Source organism: Rothia sp. 88186D007BW (genome assembly GCF_053544215.1).
The window spans coordinates 1-26,376 of the sequence record NZ_JBPPTR010000015.1; the positions used below are offsets into that span (position 1 = coordinate 1).

The following is a 26,376-nucleotide window of genomic DNA, read 5'->3' on the forward strand; positions in this document are numbered from 1 at the left end:
TGTTTTTGGTGATCGGTTGCCGCAGGTGGCTGGTCGCTAGATTTGTTGTGGGTTTACACCGTTAATCTGACAGTCCCCATGGGAACCCTACGCCTCGGATTATTCGGCATAGAAACAAGCGGTATGAAACCCAGAGGCGTTTAGGTGTGGCTGTGACCGCTCCGCTAGATACGGTTCTCCACTGTATGCGAGTGATGGATTTTGAAGAGGCGCTCGTGCTTGCCGATAGTTCTTTGCGGCAGATTGAGTATCAAGAGCTGGTAGGTGCTTTGCGGGGAATGTCTGGTCGTGGCTCTGTGCAGGCTCGCCTTATCGCAGATACTGTAAGCCCTCTCAGCGAGTCACCGGGAGAGAGCTTACTCCGGCTTTTTCTGATGAGGTGTGGGTTGCCTCGACCTGTTGAGCAGTATGTGATTGGGGTTTACGGGCAGCAGTTCAGAGCAGATTTTGCTTGGCCAGATTTCAATATCATTGTTGAGTTTGATGGGCAGATTAAATATACCCAGTTTGGTCAGCGTGAGGACGTCTTTGGGCGGCAAAATGAGCGCGAGGCTCTACTGCGAGGGCAGGGGTGGGAGGTGCTTCGAGTAACCTGGGACGAGCTTACCCAGCGTCCGCATGATCTTAAAACTAAGGTGGAGCGAGCCTTCTGCCGTGCTCGCTACCGCTAGATGTCCACCAGACTCTCGTAGTGCCCACTGGCGGCATAAGCGCTTCGAGACTCTGATGGGCACTCATTGGAAGAAGGGGCGCGGACGTCAGCGGTCAGGGAGGGGAAAATACTAGGGTAAGCCAGGGGTAAGAATTGTAATTTGTGCCCAATCGCTCACATCTATCTGGTTGTGCATTCCCTTATCTAGGGGTCGTTGTGGTTGCTGGGCACTATATGTAGTCTCACACCTTTGTAACTCTCTCTTGGATGTGATTTTGGCGGGCTGTGTTTGCCTGATAAACCGTTAGACACCTGTGGGTAACCGGCATAAAATAGAGAAAGTTGCACAGACCCGGTGGATGGCCGGTGAGCAATCCTGGTGTTGGTTGTACCTGCACACCCCCGTATTTCGTTGCGGCGAGGGGAGTGCGCGGAATAGATGTAACCGGCAGATGGGACGGGTGAGCCCGTAATAGCTTGTGTAGTGGCTCATCACCCTACTGACACTGCGCTGGTAGTCCACCCCGCTCATGCGAGGCTGGGGTGCCAGCGCAGTTCTTTTAAAAGCTCCATCTTGCTCAGTGAAAGCAGGGTAGGAAGTAGGTTCGACAGTGACCTCAAATCCACTTAGAATAGGAACACAACCAGCGTACTGACCCGGCAATCACCGGCGAGCGCCCCGGAAGAACAGATGAAAATCTTAGTAGAACCGGGCGGGTAAGCCCGTCACAGCAGTCATGAAGCGACCGGCACGCTAGCCGGTAAGCAAGGTGGTACCGCGCAGGTTTCTCACCCGTCGAGCAGGCGGGGGTGGGCAGGCGTCCTTGCACCCCAAGTACTAGGCAGACAAGAACCTAAGGGTGCAACCATGACCAAGAAGCCTGTTTATCCCAAGGCAAGCGCAAGTGGAGCCAGTTTTGTAGCTCCTTCCCCCTCTTTCCCCGCACTCGAAGAAGCAGTGCTGGATTACTGGAAGAATGATGGAACCTTCCAAGCCTCCATCGATAACCGTGAGGCTGGTGAGAACGGCGCCAACGAGTTCGTCTTCAATGATGGCCCTCCTTTTGCTAATGGCTTGCCCCACTACGGCCACCTGCTGACCGGTTATGTTAAGGACCTGGTAGCCCGCTACCAGACCCAGCGCGGCCACAAGGTTGAACGCCGCTTTGGCTGGGATACCCACGGCCTGCCTGCTGAGCTTGAAGCGATGAAGCAGTTGGGTATGACTGATAAGCAGCAGATTATCGAGATGGGTATCGATAACTTCAATGATGCTGCCCGCGAATCTGTGCTCAAGTACACCAAGGAATGGGAAGAGTACGTTACTCGCCAGGCCCGCTGGGTGGACTTTGAGAACGACTACAAGACTCTGAACGTAGAGTACATGGAGTCTGTGATTTGGGCTTTCAAGCAGCTGTACGATAAGGGCCTGACCTATGAGGGTTTCCGCGTGCTGCCTTACTGCTGGAAGGACGAAACCCCCCTATCTAACCACGAGCTGCGTATGGACGATGACGTCTACAAGGACCGTCAAGACCCCTCCGTGACCGTGGCCTTCCGTATCACTGGTGATACCTCCCTGGCTACTGATAAGACCGTTGCAGAGGCCTTGGCCGGGGTTGAGGCTATCGCCTGGACCACTACCCCCTGGACCCTGCCCACCAACCAGGCCCTGGCTGTTGGCCCTGAGATCAGCTATGTTGTGGTTCCCGGTGCTGGTGTGTTGGAGGGGCGTCGTTTCCTCTTAGCTGCCGACCTGCTGGGGGAGTACGCTAAGGACCTTGGCTACGGGGATGCTGAAAATCCCGTGGACGCTGCCCGTGAGGCTGTGACCGCCACTTACACCGGCGCTCAGCTGGAGGGCGTGCGCTATGCACCCCTGTGGGATTACTTCACTGACACCGAAAAGTTCGGCACTGAAAAAGCCTGGCAGATTCTGGTTGCTGATTATGTGACCACCACCGATGGTACCGGTCTGGTCCACCAGGCACCTGCCTATGGTGAGGATGACCAGAAGGTCTGTGAGAGCTACGGTATTCCCGTCATTCTTTCTATCGACGAGGGCGCTAAGTTCCTGGACCTTTTCGCTGACGCTTCTCTAGCTGAGGGTGCTCCCTTGGCTGATGTTGCTGGCGTGCAGATTTTTGATGCTAACCGCACCATCATCAATACCCTCAAGGCTGAGGGTGTGTTGATTCGCGAGAAATCCTATGTGCACTCTTACCCCCACTGCTGGCGCTGCCGCACCCCTTTGGTCTACCGTGCTATCACCTCCTGGTATGTGCGCGTTACTGACTTCAAGGCCCGCATGAGCGAGCTGAATGAGAACATTAACTGGATCCCTGAGAACGTCAAGCAGGGCCAGTTCGGTAAGTGGGTTGAAAATGCCCGCGACTGGTCCATCTCCCGTAACCGCTTCTGGGGTTCTCCCATCCCGGTCTGGGTTTCTGATGACCCTAACTACCCTCGCACCGACGTCTACGGCTCCCTGGCTGAGCTGGAAGCTGACTTTGGCCGCCTGCCCCTGAATAAGGACGGCGACGTTGATTTGCACCGCCCCTACATTGATGAGCTGACCCGCCCCAACCCCGATGACCCCACCGGCAAGTCCACCATGCGCCGTGTAGAAGACGTGCTGGACGTCTGGTTCGACTCCGGTTCTATGCCCTTCGCCCAGTTCCACTACCCCTTTGAAAACAAGGAGTGGTTCGAGGCCCACTACCCGGCAGATTTCATTGTGGAGTACATCGGCCAGACCCGCGGCTGGTTCTACACCATGCACATCCTGGCAACTGCCCTCTTTGACCGCACCGCCTTTGAGAACGTGATCGCCCACGGTATCGTTCTGGGCTCGGATGGTCAGAAGATGTCTAAGTCCCTGCGTAACTACCCGGATGTCTCTGAGGTTCTGGACCGCGATGGTTCGGACGCCATGCGCTGGTTCCTCATGTCATCCCCGATCCTGCGCGGCGGCAACCTGATTGTCACCGAGCAGGGTATCCGTGAGGGTGTACGCCAAGTCATGCTGCCCCTGTGGAACGTCTACCACTTCTTTGCCCTTTACACTAACGCCGCTAACAATGGCGCAGGCTACGAGGCTAAGCTGGTCACCGAGGGGCAGCATGTCATGGACCGCTTCATCTTGGGCAAGACCCGCCAGCTAGTTGCTGAAGTCACCGAGGCCATGGACTCCTACGACATCTCAGCAGCCTGTGAGGCCCTGCGCACCTACACTGATGCCCTGACCAACTGGTACGTGCGCCGCTCCCGCGAGCGCTTCTTCAATGAAGATCCCGCCGCTTTCGACGTGCTCTACACCGCCCTGGTCACCTTCGTGAAGGTAGCTGCACCTTTGCTGCCGCTGACCACCGAAGAAATCTACCGCGGCCTGACCGGGGAGCGTTCGGTGCACCTGACTGATCTGCCCTCACCGGAAGACTTCAAGGATGAGGCAGAACTACTTGCCCTCATGGAGACTACCCGCACTGTGGCGTCCGCTGGTTCTGCCCTGCGTAAGGCCCACAAGTTGCGTGTGCGCCAGCCTCTAGCAGCCCTGACTGTGGCCGTTGCCGGCGGTAAGGATTTAGCTGGCACTTTTGAGTCCATCATTGCTGATGAGCTCAACATCAAGGCGGTAGAACTCTTGGATGCTGCCCAGGTGGCTCCTGCTGACTTTGGTATCTCCCAGCAGCTTAAGGTCAATGCCCGCGCCGCTGGCCCCCGCCTGGGCAAGCAGGTTCAGGTCGCTATCAAGGCCTCTAAGAGCGGGGACTGGAAGGTCACCGAGGACGGCACCGTGGTGGTTGGCCCTGACAATATGGCCCTGGAGCCTGGTGAGTACGAGCTAGAAACCGTGGTAGCAGAAACTGATGGTGCTGCTGAGCGGGCTGTCTCTGTTCTGCCCGGTGGTGGCTTCTTGGTCCTTGACACCACTTTGACCGATGAGCTGCGGGCTGAGGGTACTGCCCGCGATGCCGTCCGCGCCATCCAGTCTGAACGTAAGGACGCTGGCCTGAACGTCTCAGACCGTATCGAGCTAACCATCACCGCCCCTGCTGCTGACCTTGAGGCTCTTAAGAAGCATGAGGAACTGGTAGCTGGTGAGACCCTGGCTGTGTCAGTGAACTACCTGGAAGGCGCTGAATTCTCAGCGACTGTGAAGAAGGCCTAAATGACCAAGGACAAAATGGAGCTTGACCCCGTATTTGCCGAGATCGCTGCCGAGGGCGCGCGTGCTGATGACGCCCCCGGCCTGGCCTCGGTGTATGCGGACCTGCTGGCTCGTGCCCCTGAGCACAAGATGGCCCCCCGCCTGGACGCTATGGACCGTGCCGTAGAAATTCTGGGTGAACCGCATAAGGCAGCCCCGGTCATTCACATCACCGGAACCAACGGTAAAACCTCAACCGCCCGCATGGTCGAGCGCCTGCTCATGGCCCACGATATCCGGGTGGGCCGCTACACCAGCCCCCATATTTCTAAGGTCACCGAGCGGATCTCTATCGATGGGGAACCGGTGGCAGATTCCACTTTCGTGCGTATCTGGGATGAGATTCAGCCCTACCTGCAGATGGTGGACGCTGAACTTGAGGCAGCTGGCGCGCCCCGCATCACCTACTTTGAAGCCCTGACCATTCTGGCTTTCGCTATTTTTGCGGACGAACCGGTGGACGTCATGGTGCTTGAGGTCGGTATCGGGGGCTGCTGGGACGCCACTAACGTTGCTGAGGCTACCGTATCTGTGGTTACTCCCATCGGCCTGGACCACACCGACATGCTGGGGCAGACCCTGGCTGAGATTGCCGGGGAGAAGGCAGGAATTATTAAGGACGGCGGCTTTTTGGTCTCTGCCGCCCAAGACCCTTCTGCCGCCCAGGTGCTCCTGGAAGCTGCCCGATCCCACAAGGCCGACTACCGTTTTGAAGGTGTAGAGTTCGGCACCGTGGAGCGTACCGCTGGTGTGGGCGGGCAGCTACTGACCATCCAGGGTTTAGCTGGCCGGTATGAAGAGATAGCCCTGCCCCTTTTCGGGGCCCATCAGGCCCAGAACGCCGCCCTTGCCCTGGCGGCAGTTGAGGCTTTCTTGGGTGGGGGAGAAAAAGAGCTGAACCCTGATTTGGTGAAGTTGGCCTTTGGTGAGGTGCGCTCGCCGGGTCGTCTTGAGGTGGCTCGTAGGGAGCCTCTGGTGGTGCTGGATGCTGCCCATAACTCTCACGGGGTGGCTGCTTCTGCTGCTGCCTTCAAGGAGTCTTTCAGCTTTGAGGAGTTGCATCTGCTGGTGGGTGTTTTGGGTGAAAAGGATGCCCAGTCCATGCTGAATGTGCTCTTTGATGAGTATGTTGACCGGGCTGATTGGCGCACTGTGTTGCATCTGACCAGGTCAGATTCCCCGCGTGCTATTGCCCCTGAAGAGCTAGCCCAGCTGGCTCTTGATGCTGGTTTTGATGAAGATGCTATCGAGACCTATGAGAATATCCCTGATGCTCTCTCGGCAGCGGTGACGGCAGCAGCTGATGTGCCTAACTTGAACTCTGCTGTACTGGTGACTGGTTCTATTACCGTGGTGGGCGAAGCTAGCACCCTGCTGGGGCTCTAGGGGAAGATGATGGTGAGAATGACGCGCGCCCAGCGTGAATGGCGCCCGGGCCAGCCTAAGAAGCTGCGCTCTATCAAGGTCATGTTTACCTCCATGGTGCTTTCGCTTGAGTCCCTGGTTGCTTTCTTTGCGACCTTGGCCATTTTCGGTCACCATTTTGGTGCCCCCACCTGGGTCAAGGTCGTCATTTGGGCCCTTGGTTTAGCCCTGGCAGCAGCCCTGGTGGTGGCCCCGGCCTTCTTGAAGAAGCCGTGGGGTTACCACCTGGGGTACGCCCTGCAAGGGGCCCTGATCCTTGTGGGTTTTGCCCTACCATCTATGTTCTTTGTGGGTGCGGCTTTTGCTGTGGCCTACTGGTATGCGGTGACGCGCGGTGCCCGGCTAGATGCTGAGAACGCTGTGCGCGCCAAAGAGCAGGAGGAATGGGAGAAAGCTAACCCTGCCTAAAAAGGCTACCGGATTGTTGAACTGAAAATGCTGGTGCCTTCTTACCAGCTTTTAGAAGAGCACTATGTTGAGCATAGGGGTAAGTCTTTCTTTGAGCCGCTGGTATCTTATATGGGCTCTGAGCCTCTGGTGGCGCTGGTGCTAGAGGGCGAGAGAGTGGTGGAAGGTGCTCGGAACCTGATGGGTTCGTCTAACCCCACTACGGCCGCCCCTGGTACTATCCGCGGGGACTTTGGCCGGAGCTGGGGGAGGGAGCGCAGAGGAACCTAGTGCACGGTTCGGACTCAGCACAGTCTGCAGAAAGGGAAATTGCGCTCTGGTTTGGCTCCTAGCTGCCAGTCACCTGAGCATGTAAAAGGCCGGGGCCCCCACTATAGGGGCCCCGGCCTTTTGGTGTTGAGGAAGGGCTTAGAACATTCCCATGATCACATCGAAGAAGCGGATGAAAATAATACCGAAGACTAAGATGCAGACCAAGATGATAGAGAACCAAGTCCAGTTAGGGGCAGCCTGGCGGATACTCTCAGAAGCAGGTATAACCCCGGCATGGATATTGCGGGTCGTGACCTTCACGAAGATGATAGTCTGCATCACCCACACAATCATGCAAAAGAGGCAAAGAGCGTTGATATCAAAGGTGGTGTTGTACCAGAGCCAGAGCACAAAGGCCATGGCCAGGGTGTGGCCCACCTGCATGGCCACCCAGTACCAGCGGGCAAATGATGCCCCAGCGATGAGGGCAGTGGAGATAGTGAGGACGATAGCATAACCTGCGATACCGATAAAGGGGTTAGGGAAGCCGAAAGCCTCAGCCTGCCAGGTGCGCATGACGGTGCCGCAGTTGAGCAGGGCGTTAATGTCGCACACTGACTTGTGGGCGCCGTCCATATAAATTTGCAGGCGCTCATAGACCAAGATAGCCCCAGAGACGAAGGCTAGTAGGCCGGGAATGAGGGTGAACCAGCCGAACCGGCGATCACGCTGGGCCTGGCTGATATCACTATCAGTATGGGGGGTGTTCACGGGGATAGACACGGTGAATCCTTTGACTGTATAAATCTTTCCTTTCCATAGTACGGGTCAGAGCCCACACCAGCCCTCTTGTACAGACCACAAGGAAGTGTTCTTTACTAAGTTCCCAGGTAAGGACGCATGGGGCCAGGCCACAGACTGCGGCCAGTAGGGTAGGGGGCCAGTTGGATTTTGATGGGGTGAAAATAGCCAGGGTGTGAGAGAATGAGTGTGGTAGTGTGCCGCCCGCACGCGGTGACACTACCCAGCAGGCACCCCGAGACGGCCGGTGACGTACTGCCTACCGGCAAGCGTCCTTACCGACAGGCCCCACACCATTCAGCCCTAGCGCTGACTCGGGTTGTTGCCGCTGGCCCGGCACCCCTCGACATGGCGCACAGAAGCCTTGACCTGTCGAGCACGCCAAGGAGCTATGGCTCTGCCGGGTAAACAAGGATTTCGGCGGACCACCCTCAAGAGGTAGGGACCACCGACTGCAGGCAAGACCGTTGGTGCGGCAGGGGCATACGAATACAAGGAGAGTGATCGCTGATGAGCAGCGAACAGCCCGAGGTAACAGAAAACCTCGAAGAAACCCAGGCTGCAGAAGCAACCGCAGCCACACAGCCGGTTACCGAAGCAAACACTGAGGCGGAAGAAGCCCCGGCCAAGAGTCCCGATAAGGAAGAGGCCACGGAGGCCGCCGACACACAGACAGTCGACACAGAAACTGAGGCTACCGCAGAAGAAACCGAGACAGCTGTAGACCAGACCGAGCAAACCACCACAGAAAATACTCAAGAGTCTCCCACGCCCCAGAAGAGCCTGCGCGAAATCAAGGAAGAAGAACTCGCCCAGGTCAATGCAGCCGTAAGCTCTAACAACATGCTCTTCTACTCGCCCAACATGGACGAAATCATGGAGCAGCTACGGGCTGAAAAAGAAGCCCGCCGCCAAGCCGAAGAAGCAGAACGACGCGAACGCCGCCTAGCTGATCTTGACCCCGAAGTCACCTCCCACCGCCGCCGTCGCCGCCGCCGCGGGGACGCCGACCTAGAATTTGAAGGCGGCACCGACGGCGACCCCGAAGACACCATCGTGAAGGTTCGCGCCCCGCGCCTATCTGACTCACACAGCACTAACCGGGTCACCGGCGTCCGCGGATCAACCCGCCTAGAAGCCAAGCGCCTACGCCGCCGCGAAACACGCGCCACCGGCCGCCGCCGCCAGGTCATCACCGAAGCAGAATTCCTTGCCCGCCGCGAATCAGTGGACCGCCAGATGCTAGTTCGCCAAAAGGACGACCGCATCCAAATCGGCGTACTTGAAGACGGGATCCTAGCAGAGCACTTTGTCTCCAAAACCCAGCAAGACTCCCTCATCGGCAACGTCTACCTAGGCAAGGTACAAAACGTACTACCCTCCATGGAAGCTGCCTTCGTTGACATCGGCCGAGGCCGCAACGCCGTACTCTACGCTGGTGAAGTCAACTGGGATGTCACCGGTCTTGACGGTGCCCCCCGCAAAATCGAAAACGCCCTCAAAGCAGGCGATTCAGTACTCGTGCAGGTCACCAAAGACCCCGTAGGGCACAAGGGCGCTCGCCTCACCAGCCAGGTTTCCCTTCCGGGCCGCTACCTGGTCTATGTGCCCGGTGGCTCCATGACCGGTATCTCTCGTAAGCTGCCCGATGTTGAGCGTCAGCGTCTGAAGAAGATTCTCAAGGATCGTCTGCCTGAGGACGCCGGTGTGATTGTCCGTACCGCCGCTGAAGGTGCCAGCGAAGAAGAGCTGAGCAATGACATCAACCGCCTGCGGGTGCAGTGGGAAGAAATTCAGGCTAAGAGTGAGTCCCGTAAGGTGCTGGCCCCTGAGCTGCTCTACCAGGAGCCTGACCTGACCATTAAGACCGTGCGCGATGTCTTCAATGAAGATTTCACCTCGATGATGGTTCAAGGCTCAGATGCCTGGGACGCCATCGAAGCTTACGTTACCTATGTTGCCCCTGATCTGCTGAACCGCCTCAAAAAGTGGGAGGAGGACGATGACCTCTTTGACCACTACCGTATCGAAGAACAACTGGCTAAGGCCCTGGACCGCAAGGTCTACCTGCCTTCTGGTGGTTCCTTGGTGATTGACCGTACTGAGGCTATGACTGTGGTGGATGTGAACACCGGTAAGTTCACTGGCTCTGGCGGTAACCTGGAAGAAACCGTAACCAAGAATAACCTGGAAGCGGCCGAGGAAATTGTGCGCCAGCTGCGCCTGCGCGATATTGGCGGCATCGTGGTGATTGACTTCATTGACATGGTGCTCGAATCTAACCGTGACCTGGTTCTTCGCCGTCTGGTGGAGTGTCTGGGGCGCGACCGTACTAAGCACCAGGTTGCTGAGGTGACCTCACTAGGTTTGGTGCAGATGACCCGTAAGCGGATGGGTACTGGCCTGCTGGAAGTCTTCTCAGAACCCTGTGAGGCCTGCGCTGGCCGCGGTATTCTAGTACACGATCAGCCCTTGAAGGGCCGCACCGGGGGTGCTAGCGATTTCATTCACCGCGCTGAGCGTGATGACCGTAAGCGCTACCGCAACCAGAAGGCTCAGAACCGCCGTGACTTCGCTGAGGTTGATGAAGAGAACGAGCAGAAGACTGAGGCTCGCAAGGCTGCCCTAGCTAATATTGTTGCAGCTAGTTCCCACACTGAGGATGAGCAGGGCGAGGCTGAGTCGAAGTCTGCCCGTAAGCGTAAGCGCCGCAAGCGTAATCGCCGGGCTGAGTCTGGGCAGGAGCTGGAGAATCAGCGCACCCAGGAGGGCCACGGTGAGCAGGTGCTCACTATTGGGGACGAGGTCATTGAGCTTCCCACCGGTGTAGAGCCTGAGCCTGAAGAGAGAATGGGGGAGCAGGGCTCTTTCACTCTTGAGTCTCTGGCTGCTGTCTTTGACGCTGAAGATGGTGCTGAGAGCGAGGATCGCTCTGGTCAGCGCGGACGTTCGCGCAACCAGTCCAAGCGCCGTGGCGGTAAGAAGCGCGAAGAAATCTCTGCAGATGATTTCTCAGCTAACTCTGATGCCTCTTTGGATGTTGACCCTGAGGTTGATTCTCGTTTCACCCAGAATTCGGCTCGTTTGGATGCTATTCGTGCAGCTGAGGCTCGTGCCCGTGCTTCGCAGAAGGCTGGGCGTGACTATGAGCCTCGTGATGGGGAAGAAGCTACTGCCGGTGAGCGTTCTGGCCGTTACGACCAAGCAGGCCGTGCAGACCGCAACGACCGCGCAGACCGCAACGACCGTGCCGACCGCACCGATCGCCGTGGAGCCCGTAGCCAGGACGAGACCGCTAAGGGGCGCAACCGCAAGCCCCGCCGTGCTTCTAGCTCCGACGTTAAGTATGTGGCTCCTATTGAGGTTGTAGCTGATCCGGCTGTTACCGGTGTTGCTACACCGGGCAAGAAGGTTGAGGCTCCCAGTGAAACCCCCGCTGAGGCGTCCGCACCTGTAGCCGCTCCTGGCGAGGCACCCCGTAAGAAGCGTCGTGCCCGCCGCGCGGTGAGCTCAGGTGCTGGCTCAACTGAGGTTCGTACTCAGGAGCTTGCCGCGGCAACCGGTAGCTCTGTTCTTGCCAGCATCGACCAGGCTAAAAAGCCCGTAGCTTCCCAGGGTGACGCCCCCGTCATGCTTGGTGTTGGTGTTTCGGCTGCAGATATCAAGCGGGCAGGTAAATAAGGGAAAGAACCTATCAGGAGGTATGGCAAGCTCGCAGCGAGCGCAAGCTCTGCCATGCCTTCTGAGGGGTTCACCACATATCTTGCCCAGTACCGACTCACCACGTAAACTGGTGAGTCGGTGTTGTTTCCACAAGCAAGCGTTAGCGTGGACTCAGCTAGGCATATTCCATATGGGGTAAGGCCAAACCACCTCAGAACGATAGATCCTGAAGTCGCCCGGTACCCCTGGGCAAACAGGGCCACCACCTTGCTGTTGCGCCCCAGTTCCTTGCAGGGGAGTTGTTCTGAATCATTAAAATGACGTCAAGAAGAAGTGAGTTCCCAAGTGGCATACGCAATTGTCCGCGCTGGCGGCCGCCAGGAAAAGGTCTCAGTTGGAGACCTGGTTACCCTTGACCGCGTCGCTGGCGAGCCCGGTAGCACCATTGAGCTGCCCGTGCTGATGCTAGTTGACGGCGACAAGGTCACCGTTGATGCACAGTCCCTGGCTTCAGCCAAGGTCACCGCAGAAAAGATTGAAGACCTTCGCGGTCCCAAAATCGTTATTCAGAAGTACAAGAACAAGACCGGTTACAAGAAGCGTCAGGGCTTCCGCGCCGAACTGACCACCGTTAAGATCACTGCGATCAACGCGTAAATTCAGCGTAAACTGGTTTTATCCCAACACTCTTTGACCTAAGGTAGGCATCAATGGCACATAAGAAGGGCGCAAGCTCCACCCGCAACGGCCGTGACTCAAACCCCCAGTACCTCGGTGTTAAGCGCTACGGCGGCGAGACCGTCAACGCAGGCGAAATCCTCGTTCGTCAGCGCGGCACCCACTTCCACCCCGGCAACAACGTAGGCCGCGGTGGCGACGACACCCTGTTCGCTCTGGCAGCAGGTAAGGTCGAATTCGGTACCCGCAAGGGCCGCAAGGTTGTTAACATCCTTGCAGCCGCTGAGTAAGGTTTTATCACCTCACATCAGTTAGAAGGGCGATTACGGGGCAACTCGTAGTCGCCCTTTTGCGCACCATACTGATCATAAGCCGTCTACGGGGCACCTGGCCACAGGCTGGTGACGGGGCGACCCTGTAGACTAGATAATCAAACCAAACCTTTAGCTTGAAGGAGCTTGCACTCGTGGCAGAATTTGTAGATCGCGTGGTCCTACACGTAACTGGTGGGCACGGTGGGCACGGCTGTGTCTCTGTTCGTCGTGAGAAATTTAAGCCCCTGGGTGGCCCCAACGGCGGTAACGGCGGTAAGGGCGGTGACGTCATTTTGCGCGTTGACCCTCAGACTACCACCTTGCTGGAATACCACCACAGCCCCCACCAGAGCGCCCCTAACGGCGATATCGGCCGAGGGGACATGTCCCACGGCTTTAACGGTCAAGACCTGATTCTGCCTGTCCCTCAAGGCACCGTGGTTAAAGACCGTGATGGTAACGTGCTAGCTGATTTGGTGCGTATCGGTGATGAATTCCTTGCAGCTGAAGGCGGCATCGGCGGTAAGGGCAACGCTGCCCTGGCCTCCACTAAACGTAAGGCACCGGGTTTTGCTTTGCTAGGTATTCCCGGTTCCACCCGCGATATTGTCCTAGAACTCAAGTCCATCGCAGATATCGCCCTGGTGGGCTACCCTTCAGCCGGTAAGTCTTCCCTGATTGCAGCTATCTCAGCAGCCCGCCCCAAGATTGCTGACTACCCCTTTACCACCTTGATCCCTAACTTGGGTGTGGTGCAGGCTGGCGATATCCGCTACACCGTTGCAGACGTGCCCGGTCTGATTGAAGGTGCCTCTGATGGCAAGGGTCTGGGCCACCGCTTCTTGCGTCACGTGGAGCGTTCTAGTGCCCTGGTTCATGTGATTGACTGTGCGACCTTGGAACCGAACCGCGACCCCATCAGCGACTTCGATGTTATTCGCGGCGAACTTGAAAACTACGAGGTTGACCCCACCGCAGGCGTCACCGTTCCCCTGAACGAGCGCCCCCAGATTATTGTGCTCAACAAGATTGATGTGCCTGAAGCCCGAGAACTGGCTGAGTTTGTGCGCCCCATGTTTGAAGAGCGCGGCTACCGGGTTTTTGAGATCTCAACCGCCTCCCATGAGGGTCTCAAGCAGCTAACCTTTGCCATGGCAGAGCTGGTAGAGGCAGACCGTAAGGCCCGCAAGAAGAGCAAGGACGCCCCGGCTGAAGATACTACCGTGGTCAAGCCTAAGGGCTTCCGCTCCAAGAAGCGCCAGGAATTCATTATCCGTAAGGAAGAACGCAACCTTGAGCCGCTCTTCCGCGTCATTGGTGAGAAGCCTGAACGCTGGATTAAGCAGACCGACTTTAATAATGATGAAGCTGTTGGTTACCTGGCTGACCGCCTTAACCGGCTGGGCGTTGAAGATGAGCTCTTCAAGGCTGGTGCTGTCGCGGGGGACGCTGTGGTGATTGGTGAAGAAGCAGATGCTGTGGTCTTTGACTGGGAGCCCACTATGGTTGGTGGTGCTGAGCTGCTGTCTTCTCCTCGCGGTACCGATGCCCGCCTGGAGGAGCTCATTCGCCCCACTCGTGCCCAGCGTAAGGCTGAGTTCCATGAGCGTATGGACGCCAAGGCTGAGGCTCGTGCTGAGCTTGAAGCTGAGCGTGTGGCCGGTATCTGGACTGAATCTGTTGATGAGGCCCGTCAGGCCAAGGCTAAGGCGGCTAAGACTCAGAAGCGTGCTAAAGGAGAAGAATAATTGGATCTGAAGGGCGCCTTTCAGGCCAGCGCCGAATCACGCGGTAAGCACCGCCGCAGCCCTATCGTTGAGCGTTCCGATATGCCCCGGGCTAAACGTATCGTCGTTAAGGTTGGTTCTTCGTCCCTGACTTCTATTGAGAACTCCTTAGATGAATTAGCTATTGCCACCATCTCTGATGTGCTGGCTAAGAAGAAGAAAGAGCACCCCTCCATTGAGTTGGTCTTTGTTTCTTCTGGTGCTATTGCTGCTGGCTTGGCCCCTTTGGGTCTGTCGCGCCGCCCTAAGGATTTGGCAACCCAGCAGGCAGCAGCGTCCGTTGGTCAGTCCTTGTTGATGAGCCGCTACACCGATATTTTTAGCCGTTATGGGGTCACTGTCTCCCAGGTCTTGCTCACGGCTGAGGATTTGATGGCTCGTGATCGCTACCAGAATGCCCACCGTCAGCTTGAGCGTCTGCTGGACTTGGGTGTTATGCCTATTATCAATGAGAACGATGCGGTAGCAACCCGTGAGATTCGTTTTGGCGATAATGACCGTATTGCGGCTTTGGTGGCCCACACTGTCAAAGCGGATGCTTTGCTTTTGTTGTCGGACGTTGATGCTCTCTACACCTGTCACCCCGACCTGGGCGGGGAGCGGGTCAGTAGTGTGCGTGATGCTACTGATTTGGCAGGTTTGTCGATCGGCTCGGTCGGCGCTGCCGGTGTTGGCTCTGGTGGTATGGCCACTAAGGTTAAGGCTGCCCAGGTGGCGGCGGCCTCCGGTATCCCGGCGCTGGTTACGAGCGCAACGAATGCTCGTGCAGCTTTTGCTGGGGCGGACGTAGGCACCTGGTTTTATGCCACCGGCGAGCGCCGCCCGGTGCAGACTCTCTGGTTGGAGCATCTGGCTGATATTGAGGGCGCGATTGTGGTTGATGCTGGTGCTGCTGCTGCTTTGCGTCGGCGTCGTTCCTTGCTGGCTGCTGGTGTGCTGGGTGTTCAGGGGTCCTTTGAGGGTGGTAGCCCGGTGGCGATTGTTGATGAGTCTGGCCAGGTGCTGGCCCACGCTTTGAGTTCTTATACTGCTGGTGAGACTGCCCAGATGGTGGGTTTGCATACTGAGCAGATTCAAAAAGCGATGGGGGAGACCTATGACGGCACGGTGGCTCATGCCGATAATATTGCCCTGGTCAGCCCGCCTCTGTAAGTAATAATCGGGCCGTCATGGAGGGTGGCCGGTAGGATTGTTTCAACCTTATTTGACTCTTATGTAAAGGAGAAGCTCATGAGTGAACAGTTACAGGTGAATGATGATGTGATGCAGCAGATAACCGACATGGCGGTTGATGCTCGTATTGCTTCCCGCCGTCTGGCGAAGGCTGATACTCGGTGGAAGAACCGGGCGCTGCTGGCTGTTGCTGATTCTTTGGTTCAGCATGCGGCTGTGATTATTGAGCAGAATGCTCAGGATCTTGAGCGTGAGCGAGCTGCCGGTATGAGCGAGGCTATGCTGGATCGTCTGCGTTTGACCGAGCGGCGAGTAGATGAACTTGCCGAGGCCTTGCGTGAGCTGGTTGCTCTACCTGACCCGGTGGGGGAGCTGGTGCGCGGTTCTACCTTGCCTAATGGTCTGCGTTTGCAGCAGGTTCGAGTACCTTTGGGTGTGGTTGGTGCGATCTATGAGGCCCGCCCGAATGTGACGGTTGATATTGCTGGTTTGGCTATTAAGGCCGGTAGTGCTGTGATGCTGCGTGGTGGTTCGGCTGCTGCTAAGAGTAACCAGGTGATTGTGCGTATTATTCGCGATGCTCTGCACGCTACTGGGTTGCCGATTGATTCGGTGCAGTCGGTCGACGAGTTTGGTCGTGAGGGTGCTGCCGCCTTGATGCTGGCTCGTGGTCACATTGATGTGCTGATTCCTCGCGGTGGTCATAGCCTGATTCAGTCGGTGGTGCAGAACGCTAAGGTGCCGGTGATTGAGACTGGTGAGGGTAACTGCCATATTTTCCTTGATAGGTCTGCTGACCCTGAGAAGTCTGCTGATATTTTGGTGAATGCTAAGACTCAGCGGCCGGGTACTTGCAACACGGTGGAAACTCTCTTGCTGGCTGAGGGCGCAGAAGCTGCCCCAGTCGTCCTTGCGGCGCTGGCAGAGGCCGGGGTGACCTTGCACGTGGATGAGGCTACTCGCGGAATTTTGCCTGAGGGTGTAGATGCGGTAGATGCAACCGACGATGACTGGGCTACTGAGTATGGCTCCTTGGATTTGGCTGTGAAGACTGTGCCAGATATTCGGGCAGCTATTGCCCATATCCGTGAGTTCTCCACCGGCCACTCTGAGGCGATATTGACCAACGATATTGGTCATGCGGAGAAGTTCATTCGCGATATTGATTCAGCGGCGGTGTATGTGAATGCTTCTACCCGTTTTACGGACGGCGGCCAGTTCGGTTTGGGTGCTGAGGTGGGTATTTCAACCCAGAAGTTGCACGCCCGTGGCCCCATGGGGTTAGAGCAGCTCACCACTACGAAGTGGATTGTGCGCGGGGACTGGCACAGCCGCGACTAATACCAGAAATATGGGGCCTGCTACCGGGTAAAGCTCTGCTCTAAGAGCTACCACCCGGTAGCATGGTAGCTAAGACACCAGCCCCCCCTTTGCCCCTCCTGGTGCGGTTACACACCGCCCGGTCTTGAAAGGTACACACATGTTTGTTCTTGCCTCAGAAGAAGGTAGCCATCAGCTTGAACTGCTGGGCATGCCCACCTACTGGTTCGCCATTATCGGTTTCATTATCTTTGGCCTGCTTTTGCTGATTACCATCTCTTTTTCAGGCCGTGGCGTGGTACGCCCAGATCATGCAGCTGACCACCTCTCTCACGAGGAAACTGAGGCTCTGCGCGATTATCAGCGCAAGCACAAGCACTAAATTTTTCTTCACCACTCTTCGGCGCGGTGCCCCTTCCACTCCCGTCCACCGGGGTAGCGGGCCCGCGCCGAAGCCGTAGACACCAGAGCAAGCAGGAAACCCCGTGATTCGTCCCGCCCAAGAGATCCGCCGTGAGCTTGGAATCCCTGAACCCGACCATGCCACCACCCGTGTAGGCGTTATGGGCGGCACCTTCGACCCTATTCACCATGGGCACCTGGTGGCAGCTAGTGAAGTTGCTGCCGTGCTGAGTCTCGATGAGGTAATTTTTGTACCCACCGGCGACCCCTGGCAGAAAGCTGATAAGCAGGTAACTGCCCCTGAGCACCGCTACCTCATGACCGTGATCGCCACCGCCTCTAACCCCCGCTTTACTGTGAGCCGGGTCGATATTGACCGGCAGGGCCCTACTTTCACTATTGATACTCTCACCGATTTGCGGGCAGAGCGGCCCGATGATGAGCTTTTCTTTATCACCGGTGCGGACGCCATGAGCCAAATTACCACCTGGAAAGAGGCCCATAAGATGTGGGACCTTGCAACCTTTGTGGCGGTCACCCGCCCCGGCCATGAGCTGAGAGTCCCAGAAGAGGCACAGGGGCGCGTGCGCGTCATTGAAATCCCGGCTATGGCTATCTCATCAACCGACATCCGTGACCGGGCCTGCAAAGACCTGCCTGTCTGGTACCTGGTGCCCGATGGGGTGGTGCAGTACATCAACAAATACAGTCTTTATACCGAATCTACCCCCAGCAGCGTGGGCGGCGGGTATGTGGCTGGTTTGCCCCGCATAAAATAAAATCTGCTGTCATTGCCGCAGAGAACCCCTGCAATCGAGTGACTTGGTAGCATTAACCACAAGAACAGGCATCAGACTCAAGGAAACACTGTGAGTACACACAAGGATCAGGCTCAAGGCGGTCGGAACGACAAGATACCTGCCTACCTTACCGAAAGCTACATCATTGAGGACGGGCTAGAGATTCCGCCCCCCGTCCGCCCTATGGGCCCGCGCCGCTTGACGCGTTACTACCAAGAGGCTGCTGACTATCTGCGCGCCCTAGAAAGGGGGGACGAGAACCTCCCTGAGGTGCCCATGTTTATGGGGGATATCGAGGGGGCAGATAGGGGCCAGGACGCCGCCCGTTCCCTGATGAATCTTTCACAGATGGGAAGTATCAGCACAGATGAGGGCGATGACCTTGATGTGGAATTTGATGAAACCCGCGCCACCGTCATTGAAGACCCCCTGGCTCATATCGATGCGCAGGTGCTGGAGCCTGAACGCCCTGTAGCAGAGGCCAGTGAGCAGATAGATTTTGCTACTGCCACCAGCGAAATCACCAGTGAAAGCGACTTCGTGAGCATCGATGAGCTAGAGCTGGAAGAAGAGCAGCTACCTGAGGAAGAAGCCTCCAACGAAGAGGTGCTCGAAGATGAGGAAGTGCTCGAAGATGATTACTCGCAGGTAGAAGAACCTGAGGATGTGCTGCACCTCCCAGAGCTACCTGCACCCGTGCGCGCTGTTGATGCCCAGGGTCTTGACCTTACCGAAATAGACAGCGCCGGTGTGACTGAACCGGCCGATACCACCCTAGCCAGTGACGGTGCCCTTGAGGTAGACTCTGAGAGTTCTGAAGAAACTGCCCAGGCACCAGAAGAGTATATCTCCCAGCCTGAGGCAGAAGAGAAGGAAGAGCTCACCGAGCCTACACCTGAGAGCACTCTGGTAGAGAGCAACGGCCCTGGCGGTGAAGAAGATGCACAGCGCGTCAACTTCGCAGGTGCCGTTAGGCAAATAGATGAGTCCTCACCCGGTGCTCTTGCCGATATGGAAGAAGAAGCCGCAGCTACCTATCACTCAGCCCCGTCATCAGCTAAGAGCCCTAACGGTGCTGTAATAGCTGTTCTCGGTCTGCTGTTTTTGGCGCTGGTGCTCTATGGCGTGTGGTTCCTCATCTTCAGATAAAGTTTTAGTTGAATAAGACCCCAAAAGGTTTGGGGAATGATTTGCTCGGAAAGGGCGAAATGACTGCAGCTGCAGAGTCTATTGAAGCGTTGAAGGTAGCCGCACGCGCGGCCGACGATATGCAGGGTACTAACCTGCTGGCCGTTGATGCTTCTGACATTATGGGTTTGATTGATGGCTTCTTAGTTGTCTCTGCCCACAACGAACGCCTGGTTAACGCGATTGTTGACGAGGTAGAAGATAAGCTCCGTGAAGAGCTGAGCCTCAAGCCCCTACGCCGTGAAGGTCGGGCTGAGGGCCGCTGGGTCCTGCTGGACTTCGGCGATATTGTGGTGCATGTGCAGCACGAAGAAGACCGTGCTTTCTATGCCCTAGATCGCCTCTGGGGCGATGCACCCCGCATTGACCTGGGCCTAGAGAGTGAAGTGGATAGTGTCGATACTGAGGGCGCTGAAGCTGACTTTGAAATCATCACCCCTGAGGCGGATTTGATGAACCAGCGCGAAGACTAAATTCTTCTGCAAGGACGCCTCACCTATCTTTTCTGCGTACGGGGAGTTGGGTGGGGCGTCCTTTGGTTTAAGCGGGTAAATGACCCATACAGTGTATGTGATGCAGTTCATGGGTGCTGGTGGGGGTTTGATTTGCATGAGCCTTGTAGGTGCCATAAGATAGAACAGTCGCCGCGAGAGCGGCCAACAATTGAATAAGGGGCTATGGCGCAGTTGGTAGCGCGTCTGCATGGCATGCAGAAGGTCAGGGGTTCGAATCCCCTTAGCTCCACGGGGGTATGGCGCAGTTGGTAGCGCGTCTGCATGGCATGCAGAAGGTCAGGGGTTCGAATCCCCTTACCTCCACCACTAAGATCTCAGCAATCACAGATTGCTGAGATCTTTTTTGTGCCCTCCGTAGGCTCAGACTACGAGCCTGGCAATAGGATGCTAAAGAGAGTAGAGCCGTCTCTGGTTCTCTAACAGAGTTGGTGCAAAATCTTCGCCGCGTTCAGCCGAAATGCACTCGACAAGTCGGTGCAGGCGTCCGCTCACATCTGAGGCAAACTGCTGGATATCAAGCGCGTCGGTAGGCTGCTCGGGCAAGTCCGTCTCTAAGAGCAGACGGTCAGCGGGCACCTGGCGGGTATAGGCCCGTCCGCGCTTAGTAGCCAGCATCTGCGGGTGAACCGATATGCACCCACCCAATCTTATGAGCCGGGTCAGCTCGTCACTGCTGCCCCCAAACCGGTGAATCACCGGAACAAGAGGGGGGCTGGGAACATCAAGCTCCTCAAAAAGGTCAAGAACCGCAGCAGTTGCGCGGACGGCGTGCACAGACAGCACATAGGGCTTCTCAGTCGGTTGCCCGGCAGCAGCCTGGAGCACCCCACCCACAATGCGGCGCAAAGCCTCTAACTGCAGGTCAGCAGGGGAAGCCTCCAGGCGGCGGGGCAGAAAATCCAGGCCAATCTCACCGATCAGCCGGGTGCTGCTTACCTCAGCCTCAAAGACCGCAAGCTCAGTCTCAACCTGAGCCACATCAGCCACCTGCCAGGGGTGAAAACCAAGAGACAAGAGCGGGCCCGCCGGGTCAGCCACCTGCCGAAGCTCCCGGTAGGCCGAGGGCTTCAGCGTCTGGGCAACCAGCTGCACACCCTGGGCCCGCAAGGCCTCGTTAAAAGAAGGCCGAAGCGGCGGGGCCAGGAAATCATAGTGAAAATGGGTATCAAGCAGCATACGAGCGGGACTACAGTAGGGGCTGAGGTGCGGCGTCCTCTCCACTAGCCCGGGTGCCAATATAAGGCGGAGCGGGAACCGGCTCCATGCCAGCTAGCTGACGAATCACCTTACCAGCCAGCATCTGCCCCATAATCGGAGGCATATAGCTCATAGACCCCAGAGTCTCACCCTTGGTCTTAGCACCAGGAGCCTTCTCCACCTTGAAAGGTAACTCGGTTGAAAAGAGCACCTCAAGACCATAAATCTGACGCTTGCGGCACTCAGAACGAATCACCTTAGACATAGAACAGTTAAAGGTGCGGCGAATATTAGCGAACTGCAACATGGTCGGGTCAAGACGGTTGGCCGCGCCCATCGACGCTACCAGGTTCAGGCCCCGCTCCGCAGCCCACTGGTAGACAGCCAACTTCTGGGTGATGGTATCAATGCAGTCAATGACGTAGTCAGGGCGGGGGAACTTATCCAGAGTCTCAGCCAAGTTATCGGGGGTGAGGAAAGCCCGCTCAGCAATCACCGTGCAATCGGGCTGAATCTCCTTAATCATGCCCTCCATGACCTCAGCCTTAACCTTGCCCAAGGTAGAAGTAAAGGCCAAGGCCTGCCGGTTAATGTTGCTCTCATCAACGACGTCCCGGTCTAGCACAATCAGGTTACCCACCCCGCCGCGGGCCAGGGCCTCAGCGCAGGCAGAACCTACACCGCCAAGGCCGAGCACCATGACGGTGGCGTCCTGAAGTTTCTGCAGGCCCTCGTCCTTAAAAAGTAGTCTCAACCGGGCAAAACGTTCGCTCTCAACACCCACTCAGGGCCTCCTTGGAAAAGTTGTGTCTAACCTGGCAATTATGCCACATACCTGAAGCAGGGGTTGAGGCCCGTCCGCTTATCTTTGCGAGAAGAACCTCCCGCCGCAAGGAGGGTAGTGGCCTATGAAAGTGCCTTATATCGCTGAGCGTGCACCTGCCATGTGCACGCTCAGCGATATGACGCACGGTCGCCAGATGGAGGACGAAGCCTAGGGGGAGCTATGGCATGAAGGGCGATCTAGCTTCAACCACGTAGATCTATTTAATGTTCGAGGGTTAGAAGCTCACCGATTTCGCAGTCCAGGGCCTTGCAGATAGCGGTGAGGGTGGTGAACCGAATCGCTTTAGCCTTATTGTTCTTGAGGATAGAGAGATTAGGCAGGCTGATATCTACTAGTTCGGAGAGGCGGCTGAGGGTCATGCCCCTGCTGTCTAAGAGCTCATCTAGGTGGCAGTGGACCTGCGATATATCAGTTGGCATCTTAGACTAACCCCTCTGTGTTTTTCTGCAGTTGTTCGCCGGTTTCCAGAATAGCTGAGAGGGTGTAAAGCATGAGAAATACTCCAATGGGCCAGAAACTGATGAAAACAGCAAGGTTGGGGGTTGGTGCACTAGAGAGCCCACCGGTGAGCTCCCACCCTATGAGGGATTCGGAGGCAAGGGCGGCAGCCCCAAATCCTTCAAGAATTGGGGCCATGAACCCGCAGATAAGAACAACCCAGGCTAGGGACTGGGTGAGGCGGGTGAGCTGGGGGCGGAAGGGGATTCCCTGTAGCCGCCCGCGTGCTAGTGCCCGAAAAGCTAGTGCTATGCTCACTTGCATGATGCTACCGAGAATGAGGGACCCGGCAAGAAGTAGTGCGGCCTCAAGTGGGATTCCTCTTGCATCTGCTGTGATGGTGTCAAAATGCAGGTTCTCAAGGCTAAGACCATTAGCGCCGGGGTGAACGTTCATTCCCTCTGGTAGCCAGGGGCTAATAGGAAGGGCAGCACTCGGTGCTTCTCGACCGATGATAAGTTGAGCTACCCCGATGAGGGTAAGGACGGTTACCACCCCAGCATAGAGGGTCGCTAACCATTGTGTGGCTTTGAGGGTGGCTTGTAGGTCTCGTTGTGTCTGTAGGTATTTGAGGAAAAAGAAGGCGATTAAACCTGCGATTATCAGGCTAGCGAACAGAGTAAGAGGGATGGCGGGCATGGTAACCTCCACATGCAGTTTATTGAAAAACGATATTATCGATAAACATTAAATTACCAGGGTGGGAGTGCCAGCACAAGATATTGAAGAGCGGACGTCCTTCCGCGACTTCTTCGCCTAATGCCCTGCAAAGACCATGAGAGCGGCAACCAGAATAAAGAGAGAACCAAAAACCCGGTTCAGTATCTTCTGCCCGCGCTCTGAATGCGAAAGCCTCGTCAAAGACTTTGCCACCAGACCAAAACCGCCCCACATCACTAGAATGTCAATGGCCACCATAGTGCCCGCAACTACCAGATACTGGGGCAGTTGCGGGGCATCGGGCCGCACGAACTGGGGCATAAAGGCCAGAATAAAAACAATGGCCTTAGGGTTAGACATATTCACCCAGAAACCCCGATTAAAGAGAGCCAGGGGAGTACCCGGTTGCAAGCGCGCACCTACTCGGGTGCCGCGTCCTTGCCCCTGCTGGGCCGAGGCACCCCCGCTACTGTCTGCCTCATCGCGGGCTTGCTGCGGGGTCTGAGGGCGAGCAAAAATCATGCCTAACCCAAGATAGACCAGGTAGGCTGCCCCACCGTAGCGAATCACATCAAAGAGTACCGGCGAATTAGCAACCACCACGCCCAGGCCAGCAGCCACAATAGCTATCTGCACCACCAGGGCCAGCTGCTGCCCTATAACCGTGAAAAAAGCCCTCTTCCAGCCATAAAGCAGGGAAGTTGTCATGGTATTCACCGCACCTGCACCAGGGGTCAAAGAGATCACCAGGCAGGCAAGAACGAGAGAAAGCCAGAGGGTAAAAGTCATAGCACCTCATAGTAGCGAAAAAGGTAGATGAGAGCAGAAAAAGGTTTCACACAGTGAACCCCTAGAACCCTTGCACAAAACAGTCACCATGACCAACTAAAGAACCCCACAAAAAAGTGGGGCCCTGCACACCACAGTGCAGGGCCCCCTTCACTATAAAAAGGTTAAACCTTAGAAATTACTCGATACCGCAGTTCACAGCATCAAGACCAAGATCCCAGGTGACACTATTGAGAGAAGACTCAAAAGTATCAACGTCGCCAACCTTCGCAGCCTCAATGGCATTGGTCAGAGCAGTGCGCATCTCTTCAGAAGGTGCGTTATCGCGCACGTTCGTCAAAGAAGCCATGTAACTTTCCAGAGTAGTTACATCCTTCTGAATGTTGTCAGAGGCAACCAGGAACTCATCCAAGGCAACACAGTAAGGTGAAGCAGGGTCAAGGGCAGCAGAAGCAGCTGCGGTAGAAGCGTTAGCTGAAGCCTCATCAGCAGCAGAAGAAGCTTCCTTGCTCATCTCGTTGGTTGCCTGTGCGGAGGCAGAAGCTGAACTTGAAGCAGCAACGGCAGAACTGTGGCTTGCAGAAGACTTAGCAATCTCATTACCGATGCCAGCAAAGAGGAAAGCAAAGAAAAGAATTGAAGCTAGAAGGCTCAGGGCACCAATGACGATACCTGCAATAGCTAGCCCACGGCCCTTCTCGCCAGTGCGCTTAATCTGGTTCAAGGCAATGAAACCAAGAATAACACCAACAATGTTAATCAAGAAAGCAAAAACAAGGCTGAGAATAGCCAAAAGGTTAGTCTTCTCAGACTGAGGATTCACCGGCTGGTAAGGGGTATTAGCGGAATGGGGTGCAGAGTAGGAAGAAGGTGTCTGCTCGCTCATATCAATAAACTCATTTCGGGTGTGCGGTATGAACAGGGCCTAGTAGCCCTGCTCACAGAATACTATCAGCTTTACTATCACAGGGCAGAACGCCATCCCGCACACAGGGCCCACACCTCACCGACCAAACATGAGATACTGAAAAAGTGCCCACACCAAAAAACCAAAACCTCACCCACCCCAGCACCCCCACCTCACCTCTACCCGCCACCGCAAGCGCCCTCGACAGGCTCATCCTAGCGGAGGCCACCACAGCCCTCACCACCTTAGAGAGCACAAGCGGGGATATCCTCATCCTCGATGACCCCACCGGCACCCTCACCCGCTGGGCCCTGACCCACACCGCAGCAGGGGCCCACCGGGTCATCAGCCGCCAACGCTCCTACACCGACGCCCTCACCCTGCACCGCACCCTGACAGAAGAAAACCCGGACGCCGCCACCCGCCTAATCGTGGCAGGACTCGATCCCACCGGCGAAATACACCCCACAACCTTCAGCCTCCACCAAGCCCTCACCCACCACCACTTCACAGGGCACCTCGCCTTAGGGCATCTACCCAAGAGCCACGCCGCGCTCGCTGACCTTGCCCACGATTTTTCCTCTTATCAGGCGCAGCAGGGGAGTGAGGCTACCCTGATCTTGGGCGGTAATACCAAGCACATGAGCACAACCTTCAACCAAACTCTTGCCCAGGATTTTGAGCAGGTGCGGGGTTTGCGCGGTAAGGGTAAGCACCGTTGTTTACTGGCGACCGGGCCTGCACCTGCAGCTCAGGTGTCTGTCCCTGCCGGGCCTCTCCAGGCTTGCGGCGGGGTCTTCTCTGGGGGCAAACCAGATCGGGGTGGGCAATTACTGGCCACCTGCGTCCTGACCGATATCAGCAAGCAGGCCCCTGCCCACCCTCTGACCCTGGTTGATTTAGGGTGCGGCAATGGTTCAGTCACGCTTCAGGTGCTAGAGAACCTACCGGCGGGTGTTGAGGTCGCCCAGGTGTGGGCAACTGACCTTGATGTGGATGCTGTGCGCTCTGCCCAGCTCAACCTGGGTCAGGACGCCCGGGTGCAGGTGAGCTGGGACGATGCCGGGGCCCGCCTACCCCAGGGTTGCGCTGATGTGCTCATGCTCAACCCGCCCTTTCATACAGGAACCGCAGTTGACCTTAGCCTGGTAGGGCCCCTACTGGATGCTGCCCTACGATTACTAGCCCCCGGTGGGCGCCTATATCTAGTGCATAACTCTCACGCCCGCTACCGCAGTCAGGTGCAAGAGCGCTTTGAGCAGGTGCGTCAGCTTGAACGCACCCCCACCTTTACCGTCCTTAGCGCCTGCGCACCGCAACAGAAAGAGATTCGATGACTATCAAAATTATTGCCATCGGCAAGAAACACGAAAAATGGGTTAAAGACGGTATCGACCGCTACGAGAGTCGCCTGCGCAAGCCCTGGGATATTAGCTGGCAGTACCTGCCCCACTCATCCTTGGCCCAGGATGCCGCACGGGCAGAAGAATCCCGCCGAATTCTAGGGAAAGTAGAGCGCGATGATTACCTGGTGCTCCTTGATGAGCGCGGCAAGATGCTCAGCTCCCCAGGTTTAGCACACCTACTAGAAGAGCAGCTAGGCTTCAAAAAGGTCGTGCTGGTTATCGGGGGTGCCTACGGGGTTGATGAGACTGTGAGAGCGCGAGCCAATACTATCTGGAGTCTTTCTGACCTAGTCTTCCCCCACCAGCTGGTACGCCTAATCATCACAGAGCAGATTTACCGGGCAGGGGAGATCGCTGCCGGGCGCCCCTACCACCACGTGTAAACTCAACCCCAGACAAGGTAATCGAATACATATTCGAATTGCGCTAAAGTGCGACATACACAGTAGCCCTAACCACACTGACCGGTCAGAAGAGATAGGAT

The 26,376-nt window shown here is 56.5% G+C and carries 23 protein-coding genes, 2 tRNA genes and 1 pseudogene; 19 read left to right on the forward strand and 7 right to left on the reverse strand.

What is annotated here, in order from left to right:
• The first annotated feature begins 146 nt into the window (after positions 1–146).
• From ACEE09_RS08600 to ACEE09_RS08620, 5 genes and pseudogenes are all read left to right on the forward strand, one after another.
• Entirely contained in the window at positions 147–671 is a 525-nt protein-coding gene (locus ACEE09_RS08600; RefSeq protein WP_449083865.1) for an endonuclease domain-containing protein, read from the forward strand.
• Positions 672–1,520: 849 nt separating this feature from the next.
• A complete protein-coding gene (gene ileS / locus ACEE09_RS08605; RefSeq protein ID WP_449083867.1) occupies positions 1,521–4,823 on the forward strand; it encodes an isoleucine--tRNA ligase in 3,303 nt (1,100 codons plus the stop codon).
• Positions 4,824–6,248: a bifunctional folylpolyglutamate synthase/dihydrofolate synthase gene (locus ACEE09_RS08610; RefSeq protein ID WP_449083869.1), complete on the forward strand. Its 1,425-nt coding sequence runs from the start codon at positions 4,824–4,826 to the stop codon at positions 6,246–6,248.
• Positions 6,249–6,257: 9 nt separating this feature from the next.
• Positions 6,258–6,695 (forward strand): DUF4233 domain-containing protein, encoded by a 438-nt coding sequence (locus tag ACEE09_RS08615; protein WP_449083937.1) that lies wholly within the window; start codon positions 6,258–6,260, stop codon positions 6,693–6,695.
• Positions 6,696–7,027, forward strand: a pseudogene (locus ACEE09_RS08620) (nucleoside-diphosphate kinase); the annotation flags it as partial.
• A 76-nt stretch (positions 7,028–7,103) separates the two neighbouring features.
• Here the strand turns inward: ACEE09_RS08620 and ACEE09_RS08625 are convergent.
• Positions 7,104–7,730 (reverse strand): vitamin K epoxide reductase family protein, encoded by a 627-nt coding sequence (locus ACEE09_RS08625; protein ID WP_449083871.1) that lies wholly within the window; start codon positions 7,728–7,730, stop codon positions 7,104–7,106.
• A gap of 528 nt (positions 7,731–8,258) precedes the next feature.
• Between ACEE09_RS08625 and ACEE09_RS08630 the strand changes: the two genes are divergently transcribed.
• The 12 genes from ACEE09_RS08630 to ACEE09_RS08685 all read left to right on the forward strand — a co-directional run bounded on the left by ACEE09_RS08630 (position 8,259) and on the right by ACEE09_RS08685 (position 19,894).
• On the forward strand, positions 8,259–11,429 hold the full coding sequence (locus ACEE09_RS08630) for an Rne/Rng family ribonuclease (RefSeq protein WP_449083872.1): 3,171 nt from the start codon (positions 8,259–8,261) through the stop codon (positions 11,427–11,429).
• A gap of 327 nt (positions 11,430–11,756) precedes the next feature.
• Positions 11,757–12,068: a 50S ribosomal protein L21 gene (gene rplU, locus ACEE09_RS08635; RefSeq protein ID WP_449083874.1), complete on the forward strand. Its 312-nt coding sequence runs from the start codon at positions 11,757–11,759 to the stop codon at positions 12,066–12,068.
• A 53-nt stretch (positions 12,069–12,121) separates the two neighbouring features.
• Positions 12,122–12,379, forward strand: a complete 258-nt coding sequence (gene rpmA, locus ACEE09_RS08640) for a 50S ribosomal protein L27 (RefSeq protein WP_135013898.1) — start codon at positions 12,122–12,124, stop codon at positions 12,377–12,379.
• Between the two features lie 176 nt (positions 12,380–12,555).
• Positions 12,556–14,151: a GTPase ObgE gene (gene obgE / locus ACEE09_RS08645; RefSeq protein ID WP_449083876.1), complete on the forward strand. Its 1,596-nt coding sequence runs from the start codon at positions 12,556–12,558 to the stop codon at positions 14,149–14,151.
• Positions 14,152–15,342, forward strand: coding sequence for a glutamate 5-kinase (proB, locus tag ACEE09_RS08650; protein ID WP_449083878.1), 1,191 nt, complete (start codon positions 14,152–14,154; stop codon positions 15,340–15,342). It abuts the gene before it with no gap.
• 78 nt (positions 15,343–15,420) lie between these two features.
• Positions 15,421–16,704 (forward strand): glutamate-5-semialdehyde dehydrogenase, encoded by a 1,284-nt coding sequence (locus ACEE09_RS08655; protein WP_449083880.1) that lies wholly within the window; start codon positions 15,421–15,423, stop codon positions 16,702–16,704.
• A 139-nt stretch (positions 16,705–16,843) separates the two neighbouring features.
• Positions 16,844–17,065: a hypothetical protein gene (locus ACEE09_RS08660; protein WP_449083882.1), complete on the forward strand. Its 222-nt coding sequence runs from the start codon at positions 16,844–16,846 to the stop codon at positions 17,063–17,065.
• Between the two features lie 103 nt (positions 17,066–17,168).
• Positions 17,169–17,864, forward strand: coding sequence for a nicotinate-nucleotide adenylyltransferase (gene nadD, locus ACEE09_RS08665; RefSeq protein WP_449083884.1), 696 nt, complete (start codon positions 17,169–17,171; stop codon positions 17,862–17,864).
• Between the two features lie 90 nt (positions 17,865–17,954).
• Positions 17,955–19,034, forward strand: a complete 1,080-nt coding sequence (locus ACEE09_RS08670) for a hypothetical protein (RefSeq protein WP_449083886.1) — start codon at positions 17,955–17,957, stop codon at positions 19,032–19,034.
• A gap of 59 nt (positions 19,035–19,093) precedes the next feature.
• Complete coding sequence (rsfS, locus tag ACEE09_RS08675) at positions 19,094–19,546, forward strand: ribosome silencing factor (protein WP_449083888.1); 453 nt, start codon at positions 19,094–19,096, stop codon at positions 19,544–19,546.
• A gap of 198 nt (positions 19,547–19,744) precedes the next feature.
• Positions 19,745–19,817 (forward strand) — tRNA-Ala (locus tag ACEE09_RS08680).
• A 1-nt stretch (position 19,818) separates the two neighbouring features.
• Positions 19,819–19,894: transfer RNA gene (locus ACEE09_RS08685), tRNA-Ala, on the forward strand.
• 81 nt (positions 19,895–19,975) lie between these two features.
• On the opposite strand, the gene ACEE09_RS08690 is transcribed toward ACEE09_RS08685, so the two are convergent.
• From ACEE09_RS08690 to ACEE09_RS08715, 6 genes are all read right to left on the reverse strand, one after another.
• Positions 19,976–20,764, reverse strand: coding sequence for a TatD family hydrolase (locus ACEE09_RS08690; protein ID WP_449083890.1), 789 nt, complete (start codon positions 20,762–20,764; stop codon positions 19,976–19,978).
• Positions 20,765–20,774: 10 nt separating this feature from the next.
• Positions 20,775–21,569, reverse strand: coding sequence for a tRNA threonylcarbamoyladenosine dehydratase (locus ACEE09_RS08695; protein ID WP_449083892.1), 795 nt, complete (start codon positions 21,567–21,569; stop codon positions 20,775–20,777).
• A gap of 263 nt (positions 21,570–21,832) precedes the next feature.
• Positions 21,833–22,051: a helix-turn-helix domain-containing protein gene (locus ACEE09_RS08700; protein WP_449083894.1), complete on the reverse strand. Its 219-nt coding sequence runs from the start codon at positions 22,049–22,051 to the stop codon at positions 21,833–21,835.
• A gap of 1 nt (position 22,052) precedes the next feature.
• Positions 22,053–22,769: a hypothetical protein gene (locus ACEE09_RS08705; protein WP_449083896.1), complete on the reverse strand. Its 717-nt coding sequence runs from the start codon at positions 22,767–22,769 to the stop codon at positions 22,053–22,055.
• A gap of 117 nt (positions 22,770–22,886) precedes the next feature.
• Positions 22,887–23,579, reverse strand: coding sequence for a LysE family transporter (locus ACEE09_RS08710; RefSeq protein WP_449083898.1), 693 nt, complete (start codon positions 23,577–23,579; stop codon positions 22,887–22,889).
• Positions 23,580–23,757: 178 nt separating this feature from the next.
• Positions 23,758–24,372: a DUF4190 domain-containing protein gene (locus ACEE09_RS08715; protein WP_449083900.1), complete on the reverse strand. Its 615-nt coding sequence runs from the start codon at positions 24,370–24,372 to the stop codon at positions 23,758–23,760.
• 239 nt (positions 24,373–24,611) lie between these two features.
• On the opposite strand from ACEE09_RS08715, the gene ACEE09_RS08720 reads away from it, so the two are divergent.
• Together ACEE09_RS08720 and ACEE09_RS08725 are read left to right on the forward strand one after the other, a co-directional pair.
• Positions 24,612–25,823 (forward strand): class I SAM-dependent methyltransferase, encoded by a 1,212-nt coding sequence (locus tag ACEE09_RS08720; protein ID WP_449083901.1) that lies wholly within the window; start codon positions 24,612–24,614, stop codon positions 25,821–25,823.
• Positions 25,820–26,275 carry a 23S rRNA (pseudouridine(1915)-N(3))-methyltransferase RlmH gene (locus tag ACEE09_RS08725; RefSeq protein WP_449083903.1) on the forward strand — a complete coding sequence of 152 codons (456 nt, stop codon included), beginning with the start codon at positions 25,820–25,822 and terminating at the stop codon, positions 26,273–26,275. Before ACEE09_RS08720 ends, ACEE09_RS08725 begins: the two co-directional genes overlap by 4 nt.
• Positions 26,276–26,376 lie beyond the last annotated feature (101 nt).

Bases quoted from the DNA above. Each gene is read 5' to 3' on its own strand.
- ACEE09_RS08615 (WP_449083937.1), top strand. From the start codon at position 6,258: ATGGTGAGAATGACGCGCGCCCAGCGTGAATGGCGCCCGGGCCAGCCT.
- ACEE09_RS08655 (WP_449083880.1), top strand. From the start codon at position 15,421: ATGAGTGAACAGTTACAGGTGAATGATGATGTGATGCAGCAGATAACC.
- ACEE09_RS08660 (WP_449083882.1), top strand. From the start codon at position 16,844: ATGTTTGTTCTTGCCTCAGAAGAAGGTAGCCATCAGCTTGAACTGCTG.
- ACEE09_RS08690 (WP_449083890.1), bottom strand. From the start codon at position 20,764: ATGCTGCTTGATACCCATTTTCACTATGATTTCCTGGCCCCGCCGCTT.
- ACEE09_RS08725 (WP_449083903.1), top strand. From the start codon at position 25,820: ATGACTATCAAAATTATTGCCATCGGCAAGAAACACGAAAAATGGGTT.
- ACEE09_RS08710 (WP_449083898.1), bottom strand. From the start codon at position 23,579: ATGACTTTTACCCTCTGGCTTTCTCTCGTTCTTGCCTGCCTGGTGATC.
- ACEE09_RS08705 (WP_449083896.1), bottom strand. From the start codon at position 22,769: ATGCCCGCCATCCCTCTTACTCTGTTCGCTAGCCTGATAATCGCAGGT.
- ACEE09_RS08700 (WP_449083894.1), bottom strand. From the start codon at position 22,051: ATGCCAACTGATATATCGCAGGTCCACTGCCACCTAGATGAGCTCTTA.
- rpmA (WP_135013898.1), top strand. From the start codon at position 12,122: ATGGCACATAAGAAGGGCGCAAGCTCCACCCGCAACGGCCGTGACTCA.
- ileS (WP_449083867.1), top strand. From the start codon at position 1,521: ATGACCAAGAAGCCTGTTTATCCCAAGGCAAGCGCAAGTGGAGCCAGT.
- ACEE09_RS08630 (WP_449083872.1), top strand. From the start codon at position 8,259: ATGAGCAGCGAACAGCCCGAGGTAACAGAAAACCTCGAAGAAACCCAG.
- rsfS (WP_449083888.1), top strand. From the start codon at position 19,094: ATGACTGCAGCTGCAGAGTCTATTGAAGCGTTGAAGGTAGCCGCACGC.
- ACEE09_RS08610 (WP_449083869.1), top strand. From the start codon at position 4,824: ATGACCAAGGACAAAATGGAGCTTGACCCCGTATTTGCCGAGATCGCT.